Source organism: Micromonospora sp. WMMD998, assembly GCF_029581235.1.
Classification (GTDB): domain Bacteria; phylum Actinomycetota; class Actinomycetes; order Mycobacteriales; family Micromonosporaceae; genus Micromonospora.
The window spans coordinates 299,212-317,348 of record NZ_CP120740.1; the positions used below are offsets into that span (position 1 = coordinate 299,212).

Here is an 18,137-nt window from a genome sequence, read left to right on the forward strand (position 1 = left end):
TGACAACCCGGTATGGCTGGCCGGAGCGTACGGATCTAGGGCAATGCGCTCCTTCCATGGTAGCTCCGCAACTCCATTCGCGCCCAGGTGTGGCGGTACGGCCCCCGGTGCGGGACCCTGGGGATGGACGCGACGTCCGCTCACCGAGACGTTCCTGGGGGTCCGATGGGCGTGCCTGACGCAGACGGCCAGGGGCCGCCGGACGGCCTGCCCGGGCTGCCCCCGGAATGGGGCCGGGTGGTGGTGCCGGACGACGCCTCGGCGCTCGCCGACGAGGCCCGGCAGGTCCGCCGCGAGCTGCGCCGCGGCACCCGGCACCCGCGGCACCCCGGCCCGGTCCGCCTCGGGTTCCCCCTCCTGGCGCTGGTGATCTCGATGCTGGTCACGCTCGCCGGGCTGGCCGCCGTCACCTGGCCCCGGTCCAACCGGGCCGGCGGCCCGACCGTGCTCCCCCGGGCCACCACGGCCAGCCCACCCGTGGTCGGCCCGCTGCCCGCGCTCGACCTCGTCGGCGCCGACGACACGCCGGTGCCGCTGCGCAGCCTGCTGCCCGCCATGATCATCCTGGTCGACGCCTGTGCCTGCACCCAGGAGGTCGGCACGGCGGCGACCACCGCGCCCGCCGGGGTCACCGTGGTCACCGTGACCGAGGGCCGCAGCGCCGGACCCGCCATCGCGACCGGGGTACGCCCACTCGGCGACCCGGCCGGCGGCCTGCGCTCCTACCTGCACCTCGCCGCCCACCCGGGCACCGCCACCGCGCTGCTCGTGGACCGGCGGGGCACGCTGGTCCGAGTGGTGCCGGAACTCGGCCCCGCGGGCGACTACCAGGCCGACCTGGCCCGGCTGAGCGGTTGACCCGGCCTCAGTAGAGCGCTTCCAGCCGGGCGTCGAGCTGGGGCTCGCCCCGCAGCGCGGTGAACCACACCCGCACCGGCCCGCCGGTGCCCTCCACGAAGAGAACGTCGAGCTTCCCGTCGCAGTCGCGCACCCGTTCCAGGCCGTCCGAGTCGGCGCCGGTCAGCCGCACCACCACGGCCCCGCCGCCGGAGCAGCCCACCGAGAGCTGGTACATGTCGCCCGGTGACGGGGTCACCTGCCGCACCACAGGTTGCCCGTCCGCCGGCAGCTCGGACGTCTCCCGCCACACCACGTGCGACACCCGGACCGGACGCGCCGCCCCCTCCGGGTTCACCCGGATCACCACCGACCGGTCCGGATCGGAGCTCTCCAGGAGGGAACGTGGGTCCACGCCGACGAGCGGATCCGAGCCGGCCGGCCGACCCGGCAGCACCTCGCCGGTCTCGGCGTCGAGATCGACACGTGACTGGACGATGCCGTCCGTGGACCGCCCCGGGGTGGAGTCGAGAGCCGGCGCCGTGAACCGCCACCACCACGCGCCGAGCGCCAACGCCAGCACGGTCAGGCCAGCCAGCAACGCGCGCCGGATCCGCTCCTCGGACGCCATGCGTGCAGCGTAACCATGTGGACGGTTCCGCGGCGACCCGTCAGGACCCGCGTTCCAGCAGGGCCGCGTAGAGCGTCAGCCCCGGCCCGAACGCGAGCATCACCACCCGACGCGGTGGCGGGGACGCCCGGCCCAGCCGGTCCAGGATCAGCAGGACCGTCGGGGACGAGCAGTTGCCGTGCTCGGCGAGTGTCTCCCGGGACGCCGCGAGCGCCGCCGGCGGCAGGGCCAACTCGCGCTCCACCACGTTGAGGATCCGGGGGCCGCCCGGGTGCACCGCCCACCCGTCCACCTCGGACCGGTCGAGCCCGTGCCGCGCCAGCAGGTCGTCCACGAGGTCGCGGACGAACCGGGAAAGCACCATCGGCACCTTCGGCGACAGCCCCATCCGGAAGCCGGTGTCGGTGACGTCCCAGGTCATGTGGTCGGCGGTGGAGGTGTCGGTGACCGAGGTGACCTCGCGCACCGCGTACCCCCGACCGCCGGGCACGACCACGGCGGCGACCGCGGCGTCCGAGAAGAGCGCGTGCGAGACGATCTGCTGGGTGTCCACCCGCGCGCCCGGCGGCTGGATGTGCAGGCTGGTCAGCTCCGCGCAGAGCAGCAGCGCGGGCCGCCCCCGGGCGGTGACGAAGTCGCTCGCCGCGCCCAGCCCGGGCAGGGCCGCGTAGCAACCCATGTGCCCGACGAACATGCGCTGCGTGTCCGTGGCCATGCCCAGGTCCCGGGCGAGCAGGATGTCCACCCCGGGGGTCGCGTAGCCGGTGCAGGAGCAGACCACGAACAGGCCGATGTCACGGGCGTCCAGGCCGGCGGCGGTGAGCGCGCGGCCGACCGCCTCCTTGCCGAGCGGCAGCGCCTCCACCTGGTAGCGGCGCATCCGGCGCTCGGTCGGCCACTCCGAGACATCCTCCAGCAGGGGATTCACCGCGGCCTGCCGGTGGGAAACCCCGGAATTGGCGAAGATCCTCTCGGCCAGCGCCCGGGTGGTGCCGGAGAAGTGCTTCTCGAAGAAACCCGCCCACAGCTCGGCCTGCGCGGCCCCCGGCGGTTGTGCCACGCCCAGACCCGCGATCACCGGTACGCCCACGTCCCCCACCTCTCGATAGCTGTCTCCGCTCACCAACGAGGGGACGACCCGTCCCGGTCCGGGTCACCGCCGAGCGCGGCGACGCCGAGCCAGTCGGCGCACACGTCGGAGGTGGCCGGGTGCAGCGAGCCGCACCGGGCGTCCCGGTACAGCCGCTCCAGCGGATGGCCCCGACGGGTCGCCGAGGTGCCCGCCGCCTCCAGCATCGACGCCGCCACGTCCGCGGCCGTGGTGCCGGCCAGCAGCTTGGCGCGCCACACCCACCGGTTCGTCTCGGCGTCCCCGGGGTTCTCGTCGACCCGACGGGCCGCCTCGGCGACCGTCAGCTCGGCCGCCGCGGTGGCCGCGTCCGCCCGGCCCAGCCGGGCCCGGACCGCCGGCAGGCCGGCCAGGTTCCGGGCGTTCAGGTGCTCGGCGGCGGCGTCGATCGCGGCCCGCGCCACCCCGACGTAGACGGCCGCATAGCTGGCCACCAGCCAGTGCGGCATGAGCTGGGCCACCACCAGGGCCAGCCCCTCCACGCCGCCGAGCAGCCGGTCGGCGGGCACGGTCACGTCCAGGTGCAGGTCGTGCGAGGAGGTGGCGCGCATGCCGAGGGAGTCCCAGGTGGGCTCCACCGTGATCCCCGCCCCGGCCGGCACCAGGAACTGGGAGACGAGGGACTGGTCGGTGGCGCTGCGCGCGGCCACCAGGTAGCCGTCCGGGTGGCCCGCGCCGGAGCAGAAGGTCTTGCTGCCCTTGACGTGCCAGCCGCCGTCGACCGGCTCGTAGACGGTGCTGAGCTGCGACAACCGGGCGCCGGCGCCGCGCTCGCTCATCGCCACCGCGTACCACGCGCCGTCGGCCGCCGCGCGCAGCAGCCGGTCCCGGGCGGCAAGCGCCTCCTCGGGTACGCCGAGCGCCTCGGCCACCTCCTCGGTGACCGCGCCCAACGCGCCGGTGACCGAGGCGTGCATGTTGAACACCAGCGCGGTCGCGCCGTTGCCGCGCGCCAACTCGGTGGCGACCGCGGCGTACTCGGCGAAGGTCGCGCCCAGCCCACCCAGCTCGCGCGGGACCATCAACCCGAACAGGCCGGCCTCCCGCAGGTCGGCGAAGTCGTCCACCGGGAACGAGCCGTCCCGGTCGTGCCCGGCCGCGCGGGCGGCCAGTCGCGGCGCCAACCGGCGGGCCGCCTCCAGCGCGTCCACAGTCATGTCGCCTCCCTCTGCGTCCCTTACCCCGGGTGGTCCCGGCTACCCGCCGCGCCGGCCACTGCCCTGGTAGAGGACCGCGGTCGACCGGGTCGGCACGATGCGCGGCTGCGTCCGGACCGGACGGTCACCGCCCCACCACCGGCGCAGCAGCCAACCAAGCGTGCCGCCCACCTCCGGGCGGAGCCCGGATACGCGCAACGCCACGCCGTGCCGGGCGCACTCGGCGACGAGCGCGCGGGCGTCCACGAACAGCCGGTGGTCGTGGATGCCGCGCGGCACCGTGGGCAGCCGTTCGCCCACCTCCACCGCGACCAGGCGGGCCAGCAACGTGTCGTTGATGGTGTCCAGCACCAGCAGGCCACCGGGGCGAAGCAGCCGGCACGCCTCGGCGACCGCCCGCCGCCAGTCCGGCACGTGTTCCAGCACCTCACCGGCGGACACCACGGCGGCGCAGCCGTCGGCCAGCGGCACCGCGGTCGCGTCGCCCTGGAGCACGGTCACCCCGTGCGCGGCGGCCAGGTCGAGCGCCGAGCGGGTCAGGTCCACCCCGACGTGCCGGTAGCCCTTGCCGGCCAGGTGCGGCGCCAGCAGCCCGGCGCCGCAACCGAGGTCGACGAGCAGATCGTCCCGGGCGGACGCCGGGGGCACCAGCTCGGCGCGGGCGCGGGCCAGCCAGTGCAGCATCGCGAACGCGCCGTCCGGCCGCCACCACTCGCCGGCAAGATCGTCGTACTGCCGGGGGTCGTTCGGGGGCAGCGCCCGGCGCGGACGGGACACCGGGGCCGCTTCTGGCATGGACCGAGCGTGGCACGACTCCCCGGTAACGACCAGACTTCCCTTATGTCGACGCGGGTGTTAGGGCTGGTCAGGGCAAGCCATCCGGAGCCGGCGGCGGCGGTCGTCGTGGTCGCCGCGCTGCTCGCCGCCGGCGTCGGGCACTCCGTCGCCGGGGTGGTGACGGTGGCGCTCACCGTGCTGGCGAGCCAGCTCGCGGTCGGCTGGAGCAACGACCTGATCGACGCCGACCGGGACGCCGCGGTGGGGCGTACCGACAAGCCGGTGACCACCGGCGCGGTCGCCCGGTCGACGCTGGCCCGGGCCACCGCGGTGGCCGCCGTCGCCACCCCGCTGCTCGCCCTGGCCGGCGGCCCCGCCGCGGCGGCCTGCGCCACGCTGGGCCTGGTCTCGGCGCTGCTCTACAACCAGCCGTTGAAGTCGACAGCGGTGTCGGTGCTGCCCTACGCGGTCTCGTTCGGCGCGCTGCCCGCGTTCGTGGTGCTGGCCCGGCCCGGCTCGCCCGCGCCGCCGGCCTGGCTGGTGGCCGCCGCCGCGCTGCTGGGCGCCGGGGCGCACTTCGCCAACGTCCTGCCCGACCTGGCCGACGACGCGCGGACCGGGGTGCGCGGCCTGCCGCACCGGCTCGGCCCGGCGGGTAGCCGGCTGGCCGCCGCCGGGCTACTCCTCGCGGCCACCGTCGCCCTGGTGTTCGGCCCGCCCGGGCCGCCGTCGTGGGCCGGCCTGGCGGCGGTCGCCGCCGCCGTCGCGGTGCCGGCCGCCGGTTGGTACGCCGGGCGCGCGGCGGCCCGGACCGGCGGTCGACCGGTGGCCGCCTTCCGGGCGGTGCTGGTGGTGGCGCTCATCGATGTGGTGCTGCTGGTCGCGAACGGCCGGGTGGTCTGAGCGGTCCCCGGCGCGGGTGGCATTGCCGGGTCCGTGTGCGGCCCTCGATCAGCTCCAACTACCCTGGAGCGCGGTCTGCGCGGGTATGGCCACCCCGTGCCCGGCGGTCGTCCGGGCGGGGATCGTGACGAGGAGGACCGACGTGACGCGCTCGATCAGGGGTTCCCGGGGGCCGGCCCTGCTGCTGGCCGGTGCGGCGGCGGCGAGCCTGCTGCTGTCCGGGTGCGGTGCGGGGCAGGTGGCCGAGACCGCCAACAAGATCCCGTCGGTTCAGGGCGTCAATGTCGCGACCTCGGACAACCTCTACCTCGTGCGGGGCCTCTACGTGCAGTACCCCGGGCCGGACGGTTACGAGGCGGGCGCCGACGCGCCGCTCAACGTCGTGATCTACAACGACAGCAGGACGCCGGTGACGGTGACCGTCACCACGGACAGCGCGCGCGAGGTCGTGCTCACCGGCGGCGCCGGGTCCGACGGCGGGGCCACCCCGACCGGCTCGCCGACCGAGCCGGCCTCGGCCTCGCCCACCGCCACCGACCCGAGCGCCTCCCCCAGCCAGTCGCTGGAGGTGACCGGCTCGCCGTCGCCGAGCGAGTCCGCCTCGGCCAGCCCGTCGCCGTCGGAGAGCGAGGCCACGCCCGCCGGCCAGCCGGCCCGGATCGAGATCCCGGCGCTCGGCTACGCCCAGCTCCGCAGCGGCGGCCCGCAGTTCCTCCAGCTCGTCGGCCTGAACCGGGACCTGCTGGCCGGCCAGCAGGTCAACCTGACCTTCGACTTCGGCAACGGCAAGGTCATCTCCACGCCGGCGCCGATCGGCATCCCGCTCACCCCGCTGGCGCCGCCGTCGCCGATCGTCGACCCGCGTGAACACGCCGCCGAAGAGGGTGGCGTCGAGGGCGGCAGCCACGGCTGACGCCGTACCCGTTCTCCGCCGGCACCGCCGTCGTGGCCCGTGCCACACCGGCGGTGTCGGCGTCTCCGGTGGGCTTTCGTCGTACCGGCCGGTTAGCGTCCGGTGGTGACCACGCCCCGATCGACCTCCTCCCGCGCCGGCGCCGGCCGCGGCCGTGCCGCCGCCCGCGAACCCCGACCGGCCTACGAGTGCGACGCCTGCGGGCACCAGCCGCCCAAGTGGGTGGGCCGCTGTCCCGAGTGTGGCGAGTGGGGCTCGGTGGTCGAGTCCACGGTCACCGGCCCGATGGTCTCCGGCCGGGTGGTCAGCTCCCGGATGCCGGCCGAGCCGGCCCGGCCGATCGCCACCATCAGCGCCGCGCCGGCCCGGGCCCGGCCGACCGGCGTCAGCGAGCTCGACCGGGTGCTCGGCGGCGGCCTGGTCCCCGGCGCGGTGGTGCTGCTGGCCGGCGAGCCCGGCGTCGGCAAGTCGACGCTGCTGCTCGACGTGGCCCAGCAGTGGGCCGCCGGCGCCGGCAGTCCGTCGCTTGTGGTCAGCGGCGAGGAGTCGGTCAGCCAGGTGCGGCTGCGGGCCGAGCGGATGGGCACCCTGCACGACCAGCTCTACCTGGCCGCCGAGAGCGACCTGTCGGCGGTGCTCGGCCACCTCGACGCGGTCAAGCCGGGGCTGCTGGTGCTCGACTCGGTGCAGACGATCTCCACCACCGGCACCGAGGGCGTGCCCGGTGGCGTGACCCAGGTGCGCGCGGTCACCGCCGCGCTGGTCGCGGTCGCCAAGGAACGCGGCGTCGCCACCGTGCTCGTCGGCCACGTCACCAAGGACGGCCAGGTCGCCGGGCCGCGGGTGCTGGAGCATCTGGTGGACGTGGTGCTCCACTTCGAGGGCGACAAGCACTCCTCGTTGCGCATGGTGCGTGGCGTCAAGAACCGGTTCGGCGCGGCCGACGAGGTCGGTTGCTTCGAGATGCACGAGGGCGGCATCAGCAGTCTCGCCGACCCGTCCGGCCTCTTCCTCACCCGCTATTCCGAGCCGGTCCCGGGCACCTGCGTGACGGTGGCGATGGAGGGCCGGCGGGCACTGGTCACCGAAGTGCAGGCGCTGATCGGGGCGACGGTCGCCGGCTCGCCCCGACGCACCGTCTCCGGGCTCGACGGCGCCCGGCTGGCCATGGTCCTCGCGGTGCTCCAACGGCGCACCGAGCGGCTGACGCTGCACGACCGCGAGGTCTTCGCCGCCACCGTCGGCGGCATCCGGGTGGTCGAGCCGGCCGCCGATCTCGCGGTGGCGCTCGCGGTGGCCTCCGGCGGGCTCAACCTCGCGCTCAACCCGCACCTGGTCGCCATCGGCGAGGTCGGTCTCACCGGGGAGGTGCGCCGGGTCGGCGCGGTGCCCCGCCGGCTGGCCGAGGCGGCCCGGCTGGGTTTCCGGCTGGCCCTGGTCCCACCCGGTTGCGGTCCCGGCAGCAGCGGCGTCACGCCGGAGCACATGCGGGTGATCGAGGTCACGGACGTGCGAGCCGCCCTCCAGGCCGCCGCCCGCGCTTCCGCGGAGTGACGGTGCGTGGTCACGAGCCGGGACCGCCCGGACGATTCCGGACAGGCCGCGCGGCCCGTCGACGACCGCGAAAGCCGGACATCGCGACACATCACAGTAACCACGAGAGCACCCACCGCACGGCAGTCCGTAGAATGTGCCCGTGCCGACCGACCGCGATGCCACCAAGCCCGCAACGGCGACGCCGCACGCCCGCACCGGCGCCGTCAGCGGCAACCCGACCCGCTCGATCAGCGTGAGTGTCGCCGCGAGCGTCGGCGGGGCCGGCGCCGACCCGCTGCGGGCCAATCTCGCCCTCATGGCACCCGGCACCGCGCTCCGCGACGGTCTGGAACGGATCCTGCGCGGTCGCACCGGCGCGCTGATCGTGCTCGGCTACGACAAGGTGGTCGAGCAGATCTGCACCGGCGGGTTCCCGATGGACGTGGAGTTCTCCGCCACCCGGGTCCGCGAGCTGTGCAAGATGGATGGCGCCGTGGTGCTCTCCAGCGACGGCACCCGGATCGTCCAGGCCGGCGCGCACCTGATGCCCGACCCGTCCATCCCCACCGAGGAGTCCGGCACCCGCCACCGCACCGCCGAGCGGGTGGCCCGGCAGACCGGCTACCCGGTCATCTCGGTCAGCCAGTCGATGCGGATCATCAGCCTCTACGTCAACGGCCAGCGGCACGTGCTCGACGACTCGGCCGCGATCCTGTCGCGGGCCAACCAGGCGCTGGCCACGCTCGAACGCTACAAGCTCCGCCTCGACGAGGTCTCCGGCACGCTCTCCGCGTTGGAGATCGAAGACCTCGTCACGGTCCGCGACGCGGTGGCCGTGGTGCAGCGGCTGGAGATGGTCCGGCGGATCGCCGACGAGATCGCCGGCTACGTGGTGGAGCTGGGCACCGACGGTCGCCTGCTCGCGCTCCAGCTCGACGAGCTGATGGCCGGCGTGGACGCCGACCGCACCCTGGTCATCCGCGACTACCTGCCGGTCGGCCGCAAGTCACGCACGCTCGACGAGGCGCTCGTCGAGCTCGACCTGCTCAGTGCCACCGAGATGATCGACCTGGTGGCGGTGGCCAAGGCCATCGGTTACCCGTCCGCGTCCGACGCGCTCGACGCGGCGGTCAGTCCGCGCGGGTTCCGCCTGCTGGCCAAGGTGCCCCGGCTGCCGGCGGCCGTGGTCGACCGGCTGGTCGTGCACTTCGGCAGCCTCCAGCGACTGCTCGGCGCGACCGTGGAAGACCTCCAGGCGGTCGAGGGGGTGGGCGACGCCCGTGCCCGTGGGGTCCGTGAGGGCCTGTCCCGGCTCGCCGAGGCGTCCATCCTGGAACGGTACGTCTGACCCGTCTCAGCCGGTGATGGTCAGCTTCACCGGCTCGCTGATCTTGGTGCCGACCCGGGCGAAGACCTGGTACGTGCCGATCGGCGCGTACGGGCCGGCGGCCAGGCCGTCGGCGCAGCGACTGGTGTCCCGCCCGTTCCAACCCAGCTCGTAGGAGCGCTCGAAGTTCGGCGCGAACGACTGCACGTTGGAGCCCCGGTTGGTGCCGCAGGTGTCCGACGACCAGACCTTCTCCGCGCCGGCCTTGACGTAGAGCTCCTGCAGATCGGCCCCGACGTCCCGGCTGCACGTGCGGTCGGAGACGTTCTTGACCTTGAGGCGCAGCGTGACCACGGTGCCCCGCTGGGCGCTGGCCGGCAGCGCGACCGGCGTCACCCGCAACTCCGAGTCGGTGCAGGTGCCGGCGCCCGAGACCGACTGCCCGGACGTGCCGCCGTCATCGGCACCGGTGTTCGTGCCGTCACCGTCACCTGTGCCCGAACCGCCGCCGGTGTTCGTGTCGCCGCCTTCGGCGCGGGTGTCACCGGAAGCACCATCTGTGGGCGACGGGCTCGTCGACTGCGGAGTCAACACCGAGTCGGAGGGATTCGGGGCCGCACCGGCCGAGCCGCCCGGAGACGGATCGCCGCCCGGCGCGCCGGTGTTGTGGTCCGTGCCGGTGCACGAATAGAGCAGGACAATCAGGAAGAGCAGCACCGCGCCGAGCACGACGGCGCGACGCCGCCAGTACACGGCGGGAGGCAGGGAACCGACCGTCAGACGCATGATGCGCCTACCGTAGTCGCGCGACGCTCGGCGCGCCGGTCCGACGCGCCGGTGACCCTGCGCCACAACCGGCATCACGTCCACAGTGGAAGCGGGCGGGCACCGTCAGAGATAGACCTTGCGCTGGTAGACGGCGTGCGCCCCGGCCACCCGGTCGAGGAAGAGCTGCCCGGCGCAGTGGTCGATCTCGTGCTGGAGCGCACGCGCCTCGAAACCGTCGGTGACCAACCGCACCACCTCGCCGCTGCCCGGCAGCATCCCCTCCACCACGAGGCGGCTGGCCCGCTTCACGTCGCCGGTCAGGTCCGGCACCGACATGCAGCCCTCCCGGCCCGCCTTCCACCGGCTCGCCTCCACCACCCGGGCGTTGCAGAGCACGAACGTGCCGTGCACGGTCACCGCCTTGGGGTGCCCGGTCACGTCCACCGCGAACACCTGGGCGCTCACCCCCACCTGCGGCGCCGCCAACCCCACACAACCAGGCGAGACCCGCATGGTGGCCACCAGGTCGGCGGCCAGCCGCACCACCTCGGCCGAGGTCGGGTCGACCTCCGGGCCGGGTCGGCTCAGCACCGGCTCCGGCGCGGCGACCACCCGACGCACCTCACCCGGGACACCAAGCTTCTCCGGCGTCCAGCCGCCCAGGCCGGCGTAACCCTCGGCCGTCACAGCAGGTCCGTGTCCGCCGGGCGGAGACTGACCCCGACGCCCAGCTCCGCCGCGGCCCGGGTCAGCCGGCCGGCCACCTCGTCCGAGCTACCCGGCGGCAACTCCACCTCGGCGACCACCACGTAGAGCGCACCCGTCAACCGGGTGCTCAGGTCGGTCACGTTGCCGCCGACGTCGGCCAGCACCCGGGTCATCGCCGCGACGATGCCCATGCGGTCAGCTCCGTGCACCGCCAGCACGTACGGCTCGCCGGCGGAGGCGCTGCCACCGTCCGGGGTGACCGCGCGCACGGTGGCCAGCAGGTGCCCGTCGGAGGCGAGCGGGGCCAGCGCGGCCTCGACATCCGCGGCGGCCGGGCCCACGCAGATCAGGGTCATCGCGAAGTGGCCCCGCAACCGGGTCATCGTCGAGTCGGTGAGGTTCGCGCCGAGCCGGGCGAGGACCTCCGCGACATCGGCCACGATGCCGGGCCGGTCCCGGCCGATGACGGTGATCGCGAGCTCATTCATTCGGACATTCTGCCCCGCCGCCGGAGATCCACCGCGCCGGCCCACCCGGCCCGCCCAACCTGCGGGAAGGACGGCCGTGACATCATCGGCACCGCCATGACTGAGCCCACCTTCGCCACCCAGGTCAGCCGGTGGTACGAACGCAACGCCCGCGATCTGCCCTGGCGCAAACCAGATGTCGGTGCCTGGGCGATCCTGGTCAGTGAGGTCATGCTCCAGCAGACCCCGGTGGTCCGGGTGGTACCCGCCTGGGAAGCGTGGCTGGCCCGCTGGCCGGAGCCCCGCGCGCTCGCGGAGGACACCCCCGCGGAGGCGATCCGGATGTGGGGACGGCTCGGCTACCCCCGCCGGGCGGTACGCCTGCGAGAGTGCGCGGTGGCGGTCGTGGAGCGGCACGGTGGCGTGGTGCCCGACCGGCTCGACCAGTTGCTGGCGTTGCCCGGCGTCGGCACGTACACGGCCCGTGCGGTGGCCGCGTTCGCGTACGGTCAGCGGCACCCGGTGGTGGACACGAACGTCCGGCGGGTGGTGTGCCGGGCGGTCGCGGGTGAGCCCGACGCCGGCCCGACCACCCGGCCCGCGGACCTGGTCGCCACCGAGGAGCTGCTGCCCGTCGAACCGGCTGCGGCTGCCCTGGCCAGCGCGGCGTTCATGGAACTCGGGGCGGTCGTCTGCACCGCCCGCGCGCCCCGCTGCGCGGTGTGCCCGGTCGAGTCCAGTTGCGCCTGGCGGGCTTCCGGCCAGGCGGCCCCCGTCGGACCGACCCGCCGTCCACAGCGCTACGCCGGCACCGACCGGCAGGTACGCGGACTGCTGCTCGCGGTGCTCCGGGACGCCACCGGACCGGTGCCGCACCAGCGGCTGGACCAGGTCTGGCACGACGACGTGCAGCGGGCGCGGGCACTTGCCGGCCTGGTCACCGACGGGCTGGTGGAACCGGTGGGCCCGGAGTCCTTCCGGCTGGCCGGCGACGGCCCCGCCGTCCCCCTGCCCTGAGCCCGGTCAGGCGCATCCGGAAAGGCGACGGCCCCGGCGGCTCTCGCCAGCCGGGGCCGTCGCCCTGGAACAGTTGCCCTGACCTACGCGGCGTTGTCGTCGGCGCCGGTGGCTGCGGCGCCGAGGTCGGCGGGGACGGCGTCGGGGACGGCGTCGGGTCGGTCGGTGCCGCGGAAGACGAGTTTGGACTTGTCGATGTTGTCGGGGTCGCCTTCGCAGTCGACCACGACGATCTGGCCGGGGGTCAGTTCGTTGAACAGGATCCGCTCGGACAGGTTGTCCTCGATGTCGCGTTGGATGGTGCGGCGTAGCGGTCGTGCGCCCAGGACCGGGTCGAAGCCCTTCTTCGCCAGGTATTTCTTGGCGTTGTCGGTCAACTCCAGGCCCATGTCCTTGTTCCGGAGCTGCCCCTCGATCCGTTGGATCATGATGTCCACGATCGACAGGATCTCGATCTCGCGGAGCTGGTGGAACACGATGGTGTCATCGATCCGGTTCAGGAACTCGGGCCGGAAGTGCTGCTTGAGCTCGTCGTTGACCTTCTGCTTCATCCGGTCGTAGTTCGACTCGGAGTCGTCGGAGGCCTGGAAGCCCAGCGACACCGCCTTGGCCACGTCCCGGGTGCCGAGGTTGGTGGTCAGGATGATGACCGTGTTCTTGAAGTCCACGATTCGACCCTGGCCGTCGGTCAACCGGCCGTCCTCCAGGATCTGCAGGAGCGTGTTGAACACATCCGGGTGGGCCTTCTCGATCTCGTCGAACAACACCACCGAGAACGGCCGACGACGCACCTTCTCGGTGAGCTGGCCGCCCTCGTCGTAGCCGACGTAGCCGGGAGGGGCACCCACCAGCCGGGAGACCGTGTAGCGGTCGTGGAACTCGGACATGTCCAACTGGATGAGGGCGTCCTCGCTGCCGAAGAGGAACTCGGCGAGGGCCTTGGACAGCTCGGTCTTACCGACACCGGACGGGCCGGCGAAGATGAACGAGCCGGACGGGCGCTTCGGGTCCTTCAGGCCGGCCCGGGTCCGCCGGATCGCCTTCGAGACCGCCTTGACCGCGTCCTCCTGGCCGATGACGCGCTTGTGCAGCTCGTCCTCCATGCGCAGCAGGCGCGAGGTCTCCTCCTCGGTCAGCTTGTAGACCGGGATGCCGGTCCAGTTGCCGAGGACCTCGGCGATCTGCTCGTCGTCGACCTCGCTGACGACGTCCAGGTCACCGGCCTTCCACTCCTTCTCCCGCTGGGCCTTCTGGCCGAGGAGCTGCTTCTCCTTGTCGCGGAGCTGGGCGGCCCGCTCGAAGTCCTGCGCGTCGATCGCGGACTCCTTGTCGCGGCGCACCTGGGCGATCCGCTCGTCGAAGTCACGCAGGTCCGGCGGCGCGGTCATCCGGCGGATCCGCATCCGCGCGCCCGCCTCGTCGATCAGGTCGATCGCCTTGTCCGGCAGGAACCGGTCGGAGATGTACCGGTCGGCCAGGGTGGCCGCCGCGACGAGCGCCGCGTCGGTGATGCTCACCCGGTGGTGCGCCTCGTACCGGTCCCGCAGGCCCTTGAGGATCTCGATGGTGTGCGCCAGCGACGGCTCACCCACCTGGATCGGCTGGAAACGACGCTCCAACGCGGCGTCCTTCTCCAGGTGCTTACGGTATTCGTCGAGCGTGGTGGCGCCGATGGTCTGCAGCTCGCCACGCGCCAGCATCGGCTTGAGGATGCTCGCGGCGTCGATCGCGCCCTCGGCCGCGCCCGCACCCACCAGGGTGTGGATCTCGTCGATGAACAGGATGATGTCGCCGCGGGTGCGGATCTCCTTGAGCACCTTCTTCAGGCGCTCCTCGAAGTCACCGCGGTAGCGCGAGCCGGCGACCAGGGCACCCAGGTCAAGCGTGTAGAGCTGCTTGTCCTTCAGCGTCTCTGGCACCTCGCCCTTGATGATCTTCTGGGACAGGCCCTCCACCACGGCGGTCTTACCGACACCGGGCTCACCGATCAACACCGGGTTGTTCTTGGTGCGGCGGGACAGCACCTGCATGACCCGCTCGATCTCCTTCTCCCGCCCGATGACCGGGTCGAGCTTGCCCTCGCGGGCGGCCTGGGTCAGGTTGCGGCCGAACTGGTCCAGCACCAGGCTGGTCGACGGCGCGGCCTCACCCGGCGCGGCACCGGCCGCGGCCGGCTCCTTGCCCTGGTAGCCCGACAGCAACTGGATGACCTGCTGGCGGACCCGATTCAGGTCGGCGCCCAGCTTCACCAGGACCTGGGCGGCGACGCCCTCACCCTCGCGGATCAGGCCGAGCAGGATGTGCTCGGTGCCGATGTAGTTGTGGCCGAGCTGCAACGCCTCGCGCAGCGACAGCTCCAACACCTTCTTGGCCCGCGGCGTGAACGGGATGTGCCCGCTCGGCGCCTGCTGACCCTGGCCGATGATCTCCTCGACCTGCTGACGCACGCCCTCCAGGGAGATGCCGAGGCTCTCCAGGGCCTTTGCCGCCACACCCTCACCCTCGTGGATCAGGCCCAGCAGGATGTGCTCCGTGCCGATGTAGTTGTGGTTGAGCATCCGGGCCTCTTCTTGGGCCAGGACGACAACCCGTCGCGCTCGGTCGGTGAACCGCTCGAACATGCCCTCGTGCTCCTCACATGCCGTGCGCCTTGATGGTCAGATCTCGGCGGGGCCGGTGCGCGAACGTCCGGGACGGACGTCCGTGCCTCCTTACTCTATCGCCGCGGAGCGTCTCCGCTGAGGTCGTGTGACCCCGCCGGGGACCGTTCCGACGTCGTTTCTGCCAACCGTCCACGCTCAGGAGGTGTTCCGGGACCCCCGCCTGTACGCGCAGAGCGAAATTCGACCGGCGGTGGAGGGCCCGGTCGAGGGGTTTCGAGCGGGGGATACGCACCCGCCTCGGTCGTCCACAGCCTGTGGACGGAATCTCCACCGCCTGTGGACAACGCCGTCCGACGCCGGATTCTTCCCGCGCCGCGCCGGGGACTGGACGACCGCACAATTGACCACGGAACGGACATCCGTTACGACCGGCCGGTAAACGCCAACGCCGGCCCGGAGACGTCCTCCGGACCGGCGTCCGCCACCGTCGCGTACGACGGGGTCAGTGCCCCGCCTTCGCGTGGTACTCGTCCACGATCTCCTGCGGGATCCGGCCCCGGTCGGAGATGTCCTTGCCGGCCTTCTTGGCCCACTCGCGGATGGCGCGGTTCTGCTCACGGTCCGCGGTCGCGCCGCCGCGACCACGCGCGGCCCGGCCGCCCACCACCACACCCCCACGACCGACCTTCGAGCCGTGCGCGATGTACTGCGCGAATACGTCGCGCAATTTCTCCGCGTTGGACGCCGAGAGGTCGATCTCGTACTGCACGCCGTCGAGCGCGAACTTGACAGTCTCGTCAGCGTCCCCGCCGTCCAGGTCATCGACCAGCTTGTGAATGATCTGCTTGGCCACGTCCCACATTCCTTTCGAGCAGGGTTGTGCTCCTGCAATACTCCAGCACAATAACCTGTCCGACGCTTGCTCCGTCAATAGGATCGCGTAACAAGCCGGAGAAGCCTTGCGTGCCTACTCCGGCCGGACCAAGGGGAACAGGATGGTTTCCCGAATTCCCAGGCCGGTCAAGGCCATCAGGAGCCGGTCGATTCCCATTCCCATACCTCCGGCCGGTGGCATTCCGTACTCCATCGCCCGGAGAAAGTCCTCGTCGAGGCGCATGGCCTCGTCGTCGCCGCGCGCCGCGAGCTGCGCCTGGGCCACCAGCCGCTCCCGCTGCACCACCGGGTCGACCAGCTCGGAGTATGCGGTGCCCAGCTCGAATCCCAGCACGTAGAGGTCCCACTTCTCGGCCAGCCCCGGCTCGCTGCGGTGCGCCCGCGTCAGCGGACTGGTCTCCTCCGGGTAGTCGCGGACGAACGTGGGCGCCTGCAACGACGGCACCACCAACTCCTCGAACAACTCCTCCGCCAACTTGCCCGGCCCCCACTTCGGGTCGACCGAGAGACCGATCTTGTCCGCGTACTCCACAAGGCGTGACCTTTCGGTGCGGACGGTGACCTCCTCACCGAGCGCGTCGGAAAGAACGCCGAACAGTGTCACCGACCGCCACTCGCCGCCCAGGTCGAACTCACGACCGTCGGCGTGGGTCACCACCGTCGAGCCGGCGACCGCGACGGCGGCCTGCTGCACCAGATTTCGGGTCAGCTCGGCCATCGTGTCGTAGTCGCCGTACGCCTGGTAGGTCTCCAGCATCGCGAACTCCGGCGAGTGCGAAGAGTCGATGCCCTCATTACGGAAGTTGCGGTTGATCTCGAAGACGCGGTCGACGCCGCCTACCACCGCGCGCTTGAGAAATAGCTCCGGCGCGATTCGCAGATACAGATCGGTGTCGAGCGCATTGCTGTGGGTCACGAATGGGCGGGCCGCTGCGCCACCGTGCAGCAACTGGAGCATCGGGGTCTCGACCTCGATGAAGTCCTGCGCGTGCAGGGTGTCCCGCAGGCTGCGGACCGCCGTGGCCCGGGTGCGGACCATCTGCCGGGCCTGCGGGCGGACCACCAGGTCCACGTAGCGCTGCCGGACCCGGGACTCCTCGCTCAACGGCTTGTGCGCCACCGGCAGCGGGCGCAGCGCCTTGGCGGTGACCGCCCACTCGTCGGCAAGCACGGACAACTCGCCACGCCGGCTGGTGATCACCTCACCGGTCACCCCGACGTGGTCGCCGAGGTCCACCAGGCGCTTCCAGTCCGCCAGGCGCTCCGGCCCGACCCGGTCCAGCGAGAGCATCGCCTGAAGCTCGGTGCCGTCGCCGTCGCGCAGCGTGGCGAAGCAGAGCTTGCCGGTGTTGCGGATGAAGATCACCCGGCCGGTGACCGAGGCCCGGTCCCCGGTGGCGGTGTCGGTGGGCAGGTCGGCGTAGCGCTCGCGGAGCCGCGCGAGCGTGGTGGTCCGGGGGAAACCCACCGGGTACGGTTCGACGCCCTCGGCGAGCATCCGGTCCCGCTTCTCCCGGCGGACCTTCATCTGCTCGGGAAGGTCGTCGGCGGGGTCGGTGGGCAGGGCGTTCTGCTCGGTCACGGCACGCTTCCTCAGGCCTTGGGGAACATCGGCGGGGTCAGCCCATGAGCGTACTCAAGCGCCGTGCCGACCGTTACGGGATAACCTGCCCGCCATGACCGACCCCACTGCGGCGCTCTCGTTCGGCGGCGCCGCCGCCGCGTACGACCGGTTCCGGCCCCGCTATCCCGAGGCGGCGCTGCGCCGGGCGCTGGCCGGGCTGGCCGCCCCGGCCCGGGTGGTGGACCTCGGCGCCGGCACCGGCATCCTCACCCGTGGCGTGACGGCGCTCGGGCACCACGTCGTACCCGTCGAGCCGGATCTGGGGATGCGGGCGCAACTGGCGCTCGCCTCCGGAGGCACGACGGCGCTCGCCGGCAGCGCGGAGTCGGTGCCGCTGCCGGACGGTTCGGCGGACGCGGTGCTGGTCGGGCAGGCCTACCACTGGTTCGACAAGGAGCCGGCGCACGCCGAGATCGCCCGCGTGCTGCGCCCCGGTGGCACCTTCGCGCCGATCTGGAACACGCGGGACAGCGACGTCGAGTGGGTGGCCGAGCTGGAGCGGATCGCCGACCTGCGCGACCACGCCGGCAACCTGGTCGAGAAGGTCACCGGCTTCGGACCGGCGTTCGGCCCGGTGGAGCTGACCGAGTTCGCGCACCGGACCGCGCTCACCCCGGACGAGGTGATCGGCATGCTGCGCACCCGCTCGTTCTGGCTGACCGCCACCGCCGACGAGCAGGCGAGGGTCGACCGGGAACTCCGCGACCTCTTCGCCACCCACCCCGACCTGGTCGGCCGGGAGTCCGTCGAGCTGCCGTACCGGACGCTGGTGTTCACGGCCCGCAAGCGGTGAGCGCCAGCGTTAACAGGGGCCCCTTCCTATACCGGAAGCGTTAACAAGGGGCC

The 18,137-nt window shown here is 72.8% G+C and carries 17 protein-coding genes; 7 read left to right on the top strand and 10 right to left on the bottom strand.

Annotation, left to right across the window (positions count from 1 at the left end; genetic code table 11):
* Positions 1-165: 165 nt before the first annotated feature.
* Positions 166-858 carry a hypothetical protein gene (locus tag O7619_RS01460; RefSeq protein WP_282285199.1) on the top strand — a complete coding sequence of 231 codons (693 nt, stop codon included), beginning with the start codon at positions 166-168 and terminating at the stop codon, positions 856-858.
* A 7-nt stretch (positions 859-865) separates the two neighbouring features.
* On the opposite strand, the gene O7619_RS01465 is transcribed toward O7619_RS01460, so the two are convergent.
* The 4 genes from O7619_RS01465 to O7619_RS01480 are packed head-to-tail and all read right to left on the bottom strand — an operon-like array spanning position 866 to position 4,549.
* The gene (locus tag O7619_RS01465) at positions 866-1,468 is read right to left on the bottom strand and encodes a hypothetical protein (protein ID WP_282285200.1); all 603 of its coding nucleotides are present in this window, start codon (positions 1,466-1,468) and stop codon (positions 866-868) included.
* A gap of 40 nt (positions 1,469-1,508) precedes the next feature.
* Positions 1,509-2,567, bottom strand: coding sequence for a 3-oxoacyl-[acyl-carrier-protein] synthase III C-terminal domain-containing protein (locus tag O7619_RS01470; protein ID WP_282288623.1), 1,059 nt, complete (start codon positions 2,565-2,567; stop codon positions 1,509-1,511).
* 20 nt (positions 2,568-2,587) lie between these two features.
* Positions 2,588-3,754 carry an acyl-CoA dehydrogenase family protein gene (locus O7619_RS01475; RefSeq protein WP_282285202.1) on the bottom strand — a complete coding sequence of 389 codons (1,167 nt, stop codon included), beginning with the start codon at positions 3,752-3,754 and terminating at the stop codon, positions 2,588-2,590.
* Between the two features lie 39 nt (positions 3,755-3,793).
* Positions 3,794-4,549 carry a methyltransferase domain-containing protein gene (locus tag O7619_RS01480; protein ID WP_282285203.1) on the bottom strand — a complete coding sequence of 252 codons (756 nt, stop codon included), beginning with the start codon at positions 4,547-4,549 and terminating at the stop codon, positions 3,794-3,796.
* A 45-nt stretch (positions 4,550-4,594) separates the two neighbouring features.
* On the opposite strand from O7619_RS01480, the gene O7619_RS01485 reads away from it, so the two are divergent.
* The 4 genes from O7619_RS01485 to disA all read left to right on the top strand — a co-directional run bounded on the left by O7619_RS01485 (position 4,595) and on the right by disA (position 9,231).
* Positions 4,595-5,434 carry a UbiA family prenyltransferase gene (locus tag O7619_RS01485; protein ID WP_282285204.1) on the top strand — a complete coding sequence of 280 codons (840 nt, stop codon included), beginning with the start codon at positions 4,595-4,597 and terminating at the stop codon, positions 5,432-5,434.
* A 142-nt stretch (positions 5,435-5,576) separates the two neighbouring features.
* A complete protein-coding gene (locus tag O7619_RS01490) occupies positions 5,577-6,347 on the top strand; it encodes a hypothetical protein (protein WP_282285205.1) in 771 nt (256 codons plus the stop codon).
* A gap of 105 nt (positions 6,348-6,452) precedes the next feature.
* Positions 6,453-7,901: a DNA repair protein RadA gene (radA, locus tag O7619_RS01495; RefSeq protein ID WP_282285206.1), complete on the top strand. Its 1,449-nt coding sequence runs from the start codon at positions 6,453-6,455 to the stop codon at positions 7,899-7,901.
* A gap of 142 nt (positions 7,902-8,043) precedes the next feature.
* Positions 8,044-9,231 carry a DNA integrity scanning diadenylate cyclase DisA gene (disA, locus tag O7619_RS01500; RefSeq protein WP_282285208.1) on the top strand — a complete coding sequence of 396 codons (1,188 nt, stop codon included), beginning with the start codon at positions 8,044-8,046 and terminating at the stop codon, positions 9,229-9,231.
* 6 nt (positions 9,232-9,237) lie between these two features.
* On the opposite strand, the gene O7619_RS01505 is transcribed toward disA, so the two are convergent.
* The 3 genes from O7619_RS01505 to O7619_RS01515 all read right to left on the bottom strand — a co-directional run bounded on the left by O7619_RS01505 (position 9,238) and on the right by O7619_RS01515 (position 11,174).
* A complete protein-coding gene (locus O7619_RS01505; RefSeq protein WP_282285209.1) occupies positions 9,238-9,996 on the bottom strand; it encodes a hypothetical protein in 759 nt (252 codons plus the stop codon).
* Positions 9,997-10,101: 105 nt separating this feature from the next.
* Positions 10,102-10,665, bottom strand: a complete 564-nt coding sequence (locus tag O7619_RS01510; protein WP_282285210.1) for a peptide deformylase — start codon at positions 10,663-10,665, stop codon at positions 10,102-10,104.
* Positions 10,662-11,174 carry an ACT domain-containing protein gene (locus O7619_RS01515; RefSeq protein ID WP_282285211.1) on the bottom strand — a complete coding sequence of 171 codons (513 nt, stop codon included), beginning with the start codon at positions 11,172-11,174 and terminating at the stop codon, positions 10,662-10,664. Before O7619_RS01515 ends, O7619_RS01510 begins: the two co-directional genes overlap by 4 nt.
* 96 nt (positions 11,175-11,270) lie before the next feature.
* Here O7619_RS01515 and O7619_RS01520 point away from each other — a divergent pair, with 96 nt between their 5' ends.
* Positions 11,271-12,170 (top strand): A/G-specific adenine glycosylase, encoded by a 900-nt coding sequence (locus tag O7619_RS01520; protein ID WP_282285212.1) that lies wholly within the window; start codon positions 11,271-11,273, stop codon positions 12,168-12,170.
* 83 nt (positions 12,171-12,253) lie between these two features.
* Here the strand turns inward: O7619_RS01520 and O7619_RS01525 are convergent, their stop codons facing one another.
* The 3 genes from O7619_RS01525 to lysS all read right to left on the bottom strand — a co-directional run bounded on the left by O7619_RS01525 (position 12,254) and on the right by lysS (position 17,249).
* Positions 12,254-14,791, bottom strand: coding sequence for an ATP-dependent Clp protease ATP-binding subunit (locus tag O7619_RS01525; RefSeq protein ID WP_282285213.1), 2,538 nt, complete (start codon positions 14,789-14,791; stop codon positions 12,254-12,256).
* Between the two features lie 484 nt (positions 14,792-15,275).
* The gene (locus O7619_RS01530) at positions 15,276-15,626 is read right to left on the bottom strand and encodes an Lsr2 family protein (RefSeq protein ID WP_348651305.1); all 351 of its coding nucleotides are present in this window, start codon (positions 15,624-15,626) and stop codon (positions 15,276-15,278) included.
* Between the two features lie 114 nt (positions 15,627-15,740).
* A complete protein-coding gene (lysS, locus tag O7619_RS01535; RefSeq protein WP_282285214.1) occupies positions 15,741-17,249 on the bottom strand; it encodes a lysine--tRNA ligase in 1,509 nt (502 codons plus the stop codon).
* 94 nt (positions 17,250-17,343) lie between these two features.
* Here lysS and O7619_RS01540 point away from each other — a divergent pair, with 94 nt between their 5' ends.
* Positions 17,344-18,084, top strand: coding sequence for a class I SAM-dependent methyltransferase (locus O7619_RS01540; protein WP_282285215.1), 741 nt, complete (start codon positions 17,344-17,346; stop codon positions 18,082-18,084).
* Positions 18,085-18,137 lie beyond the last annotated feature (53 nt).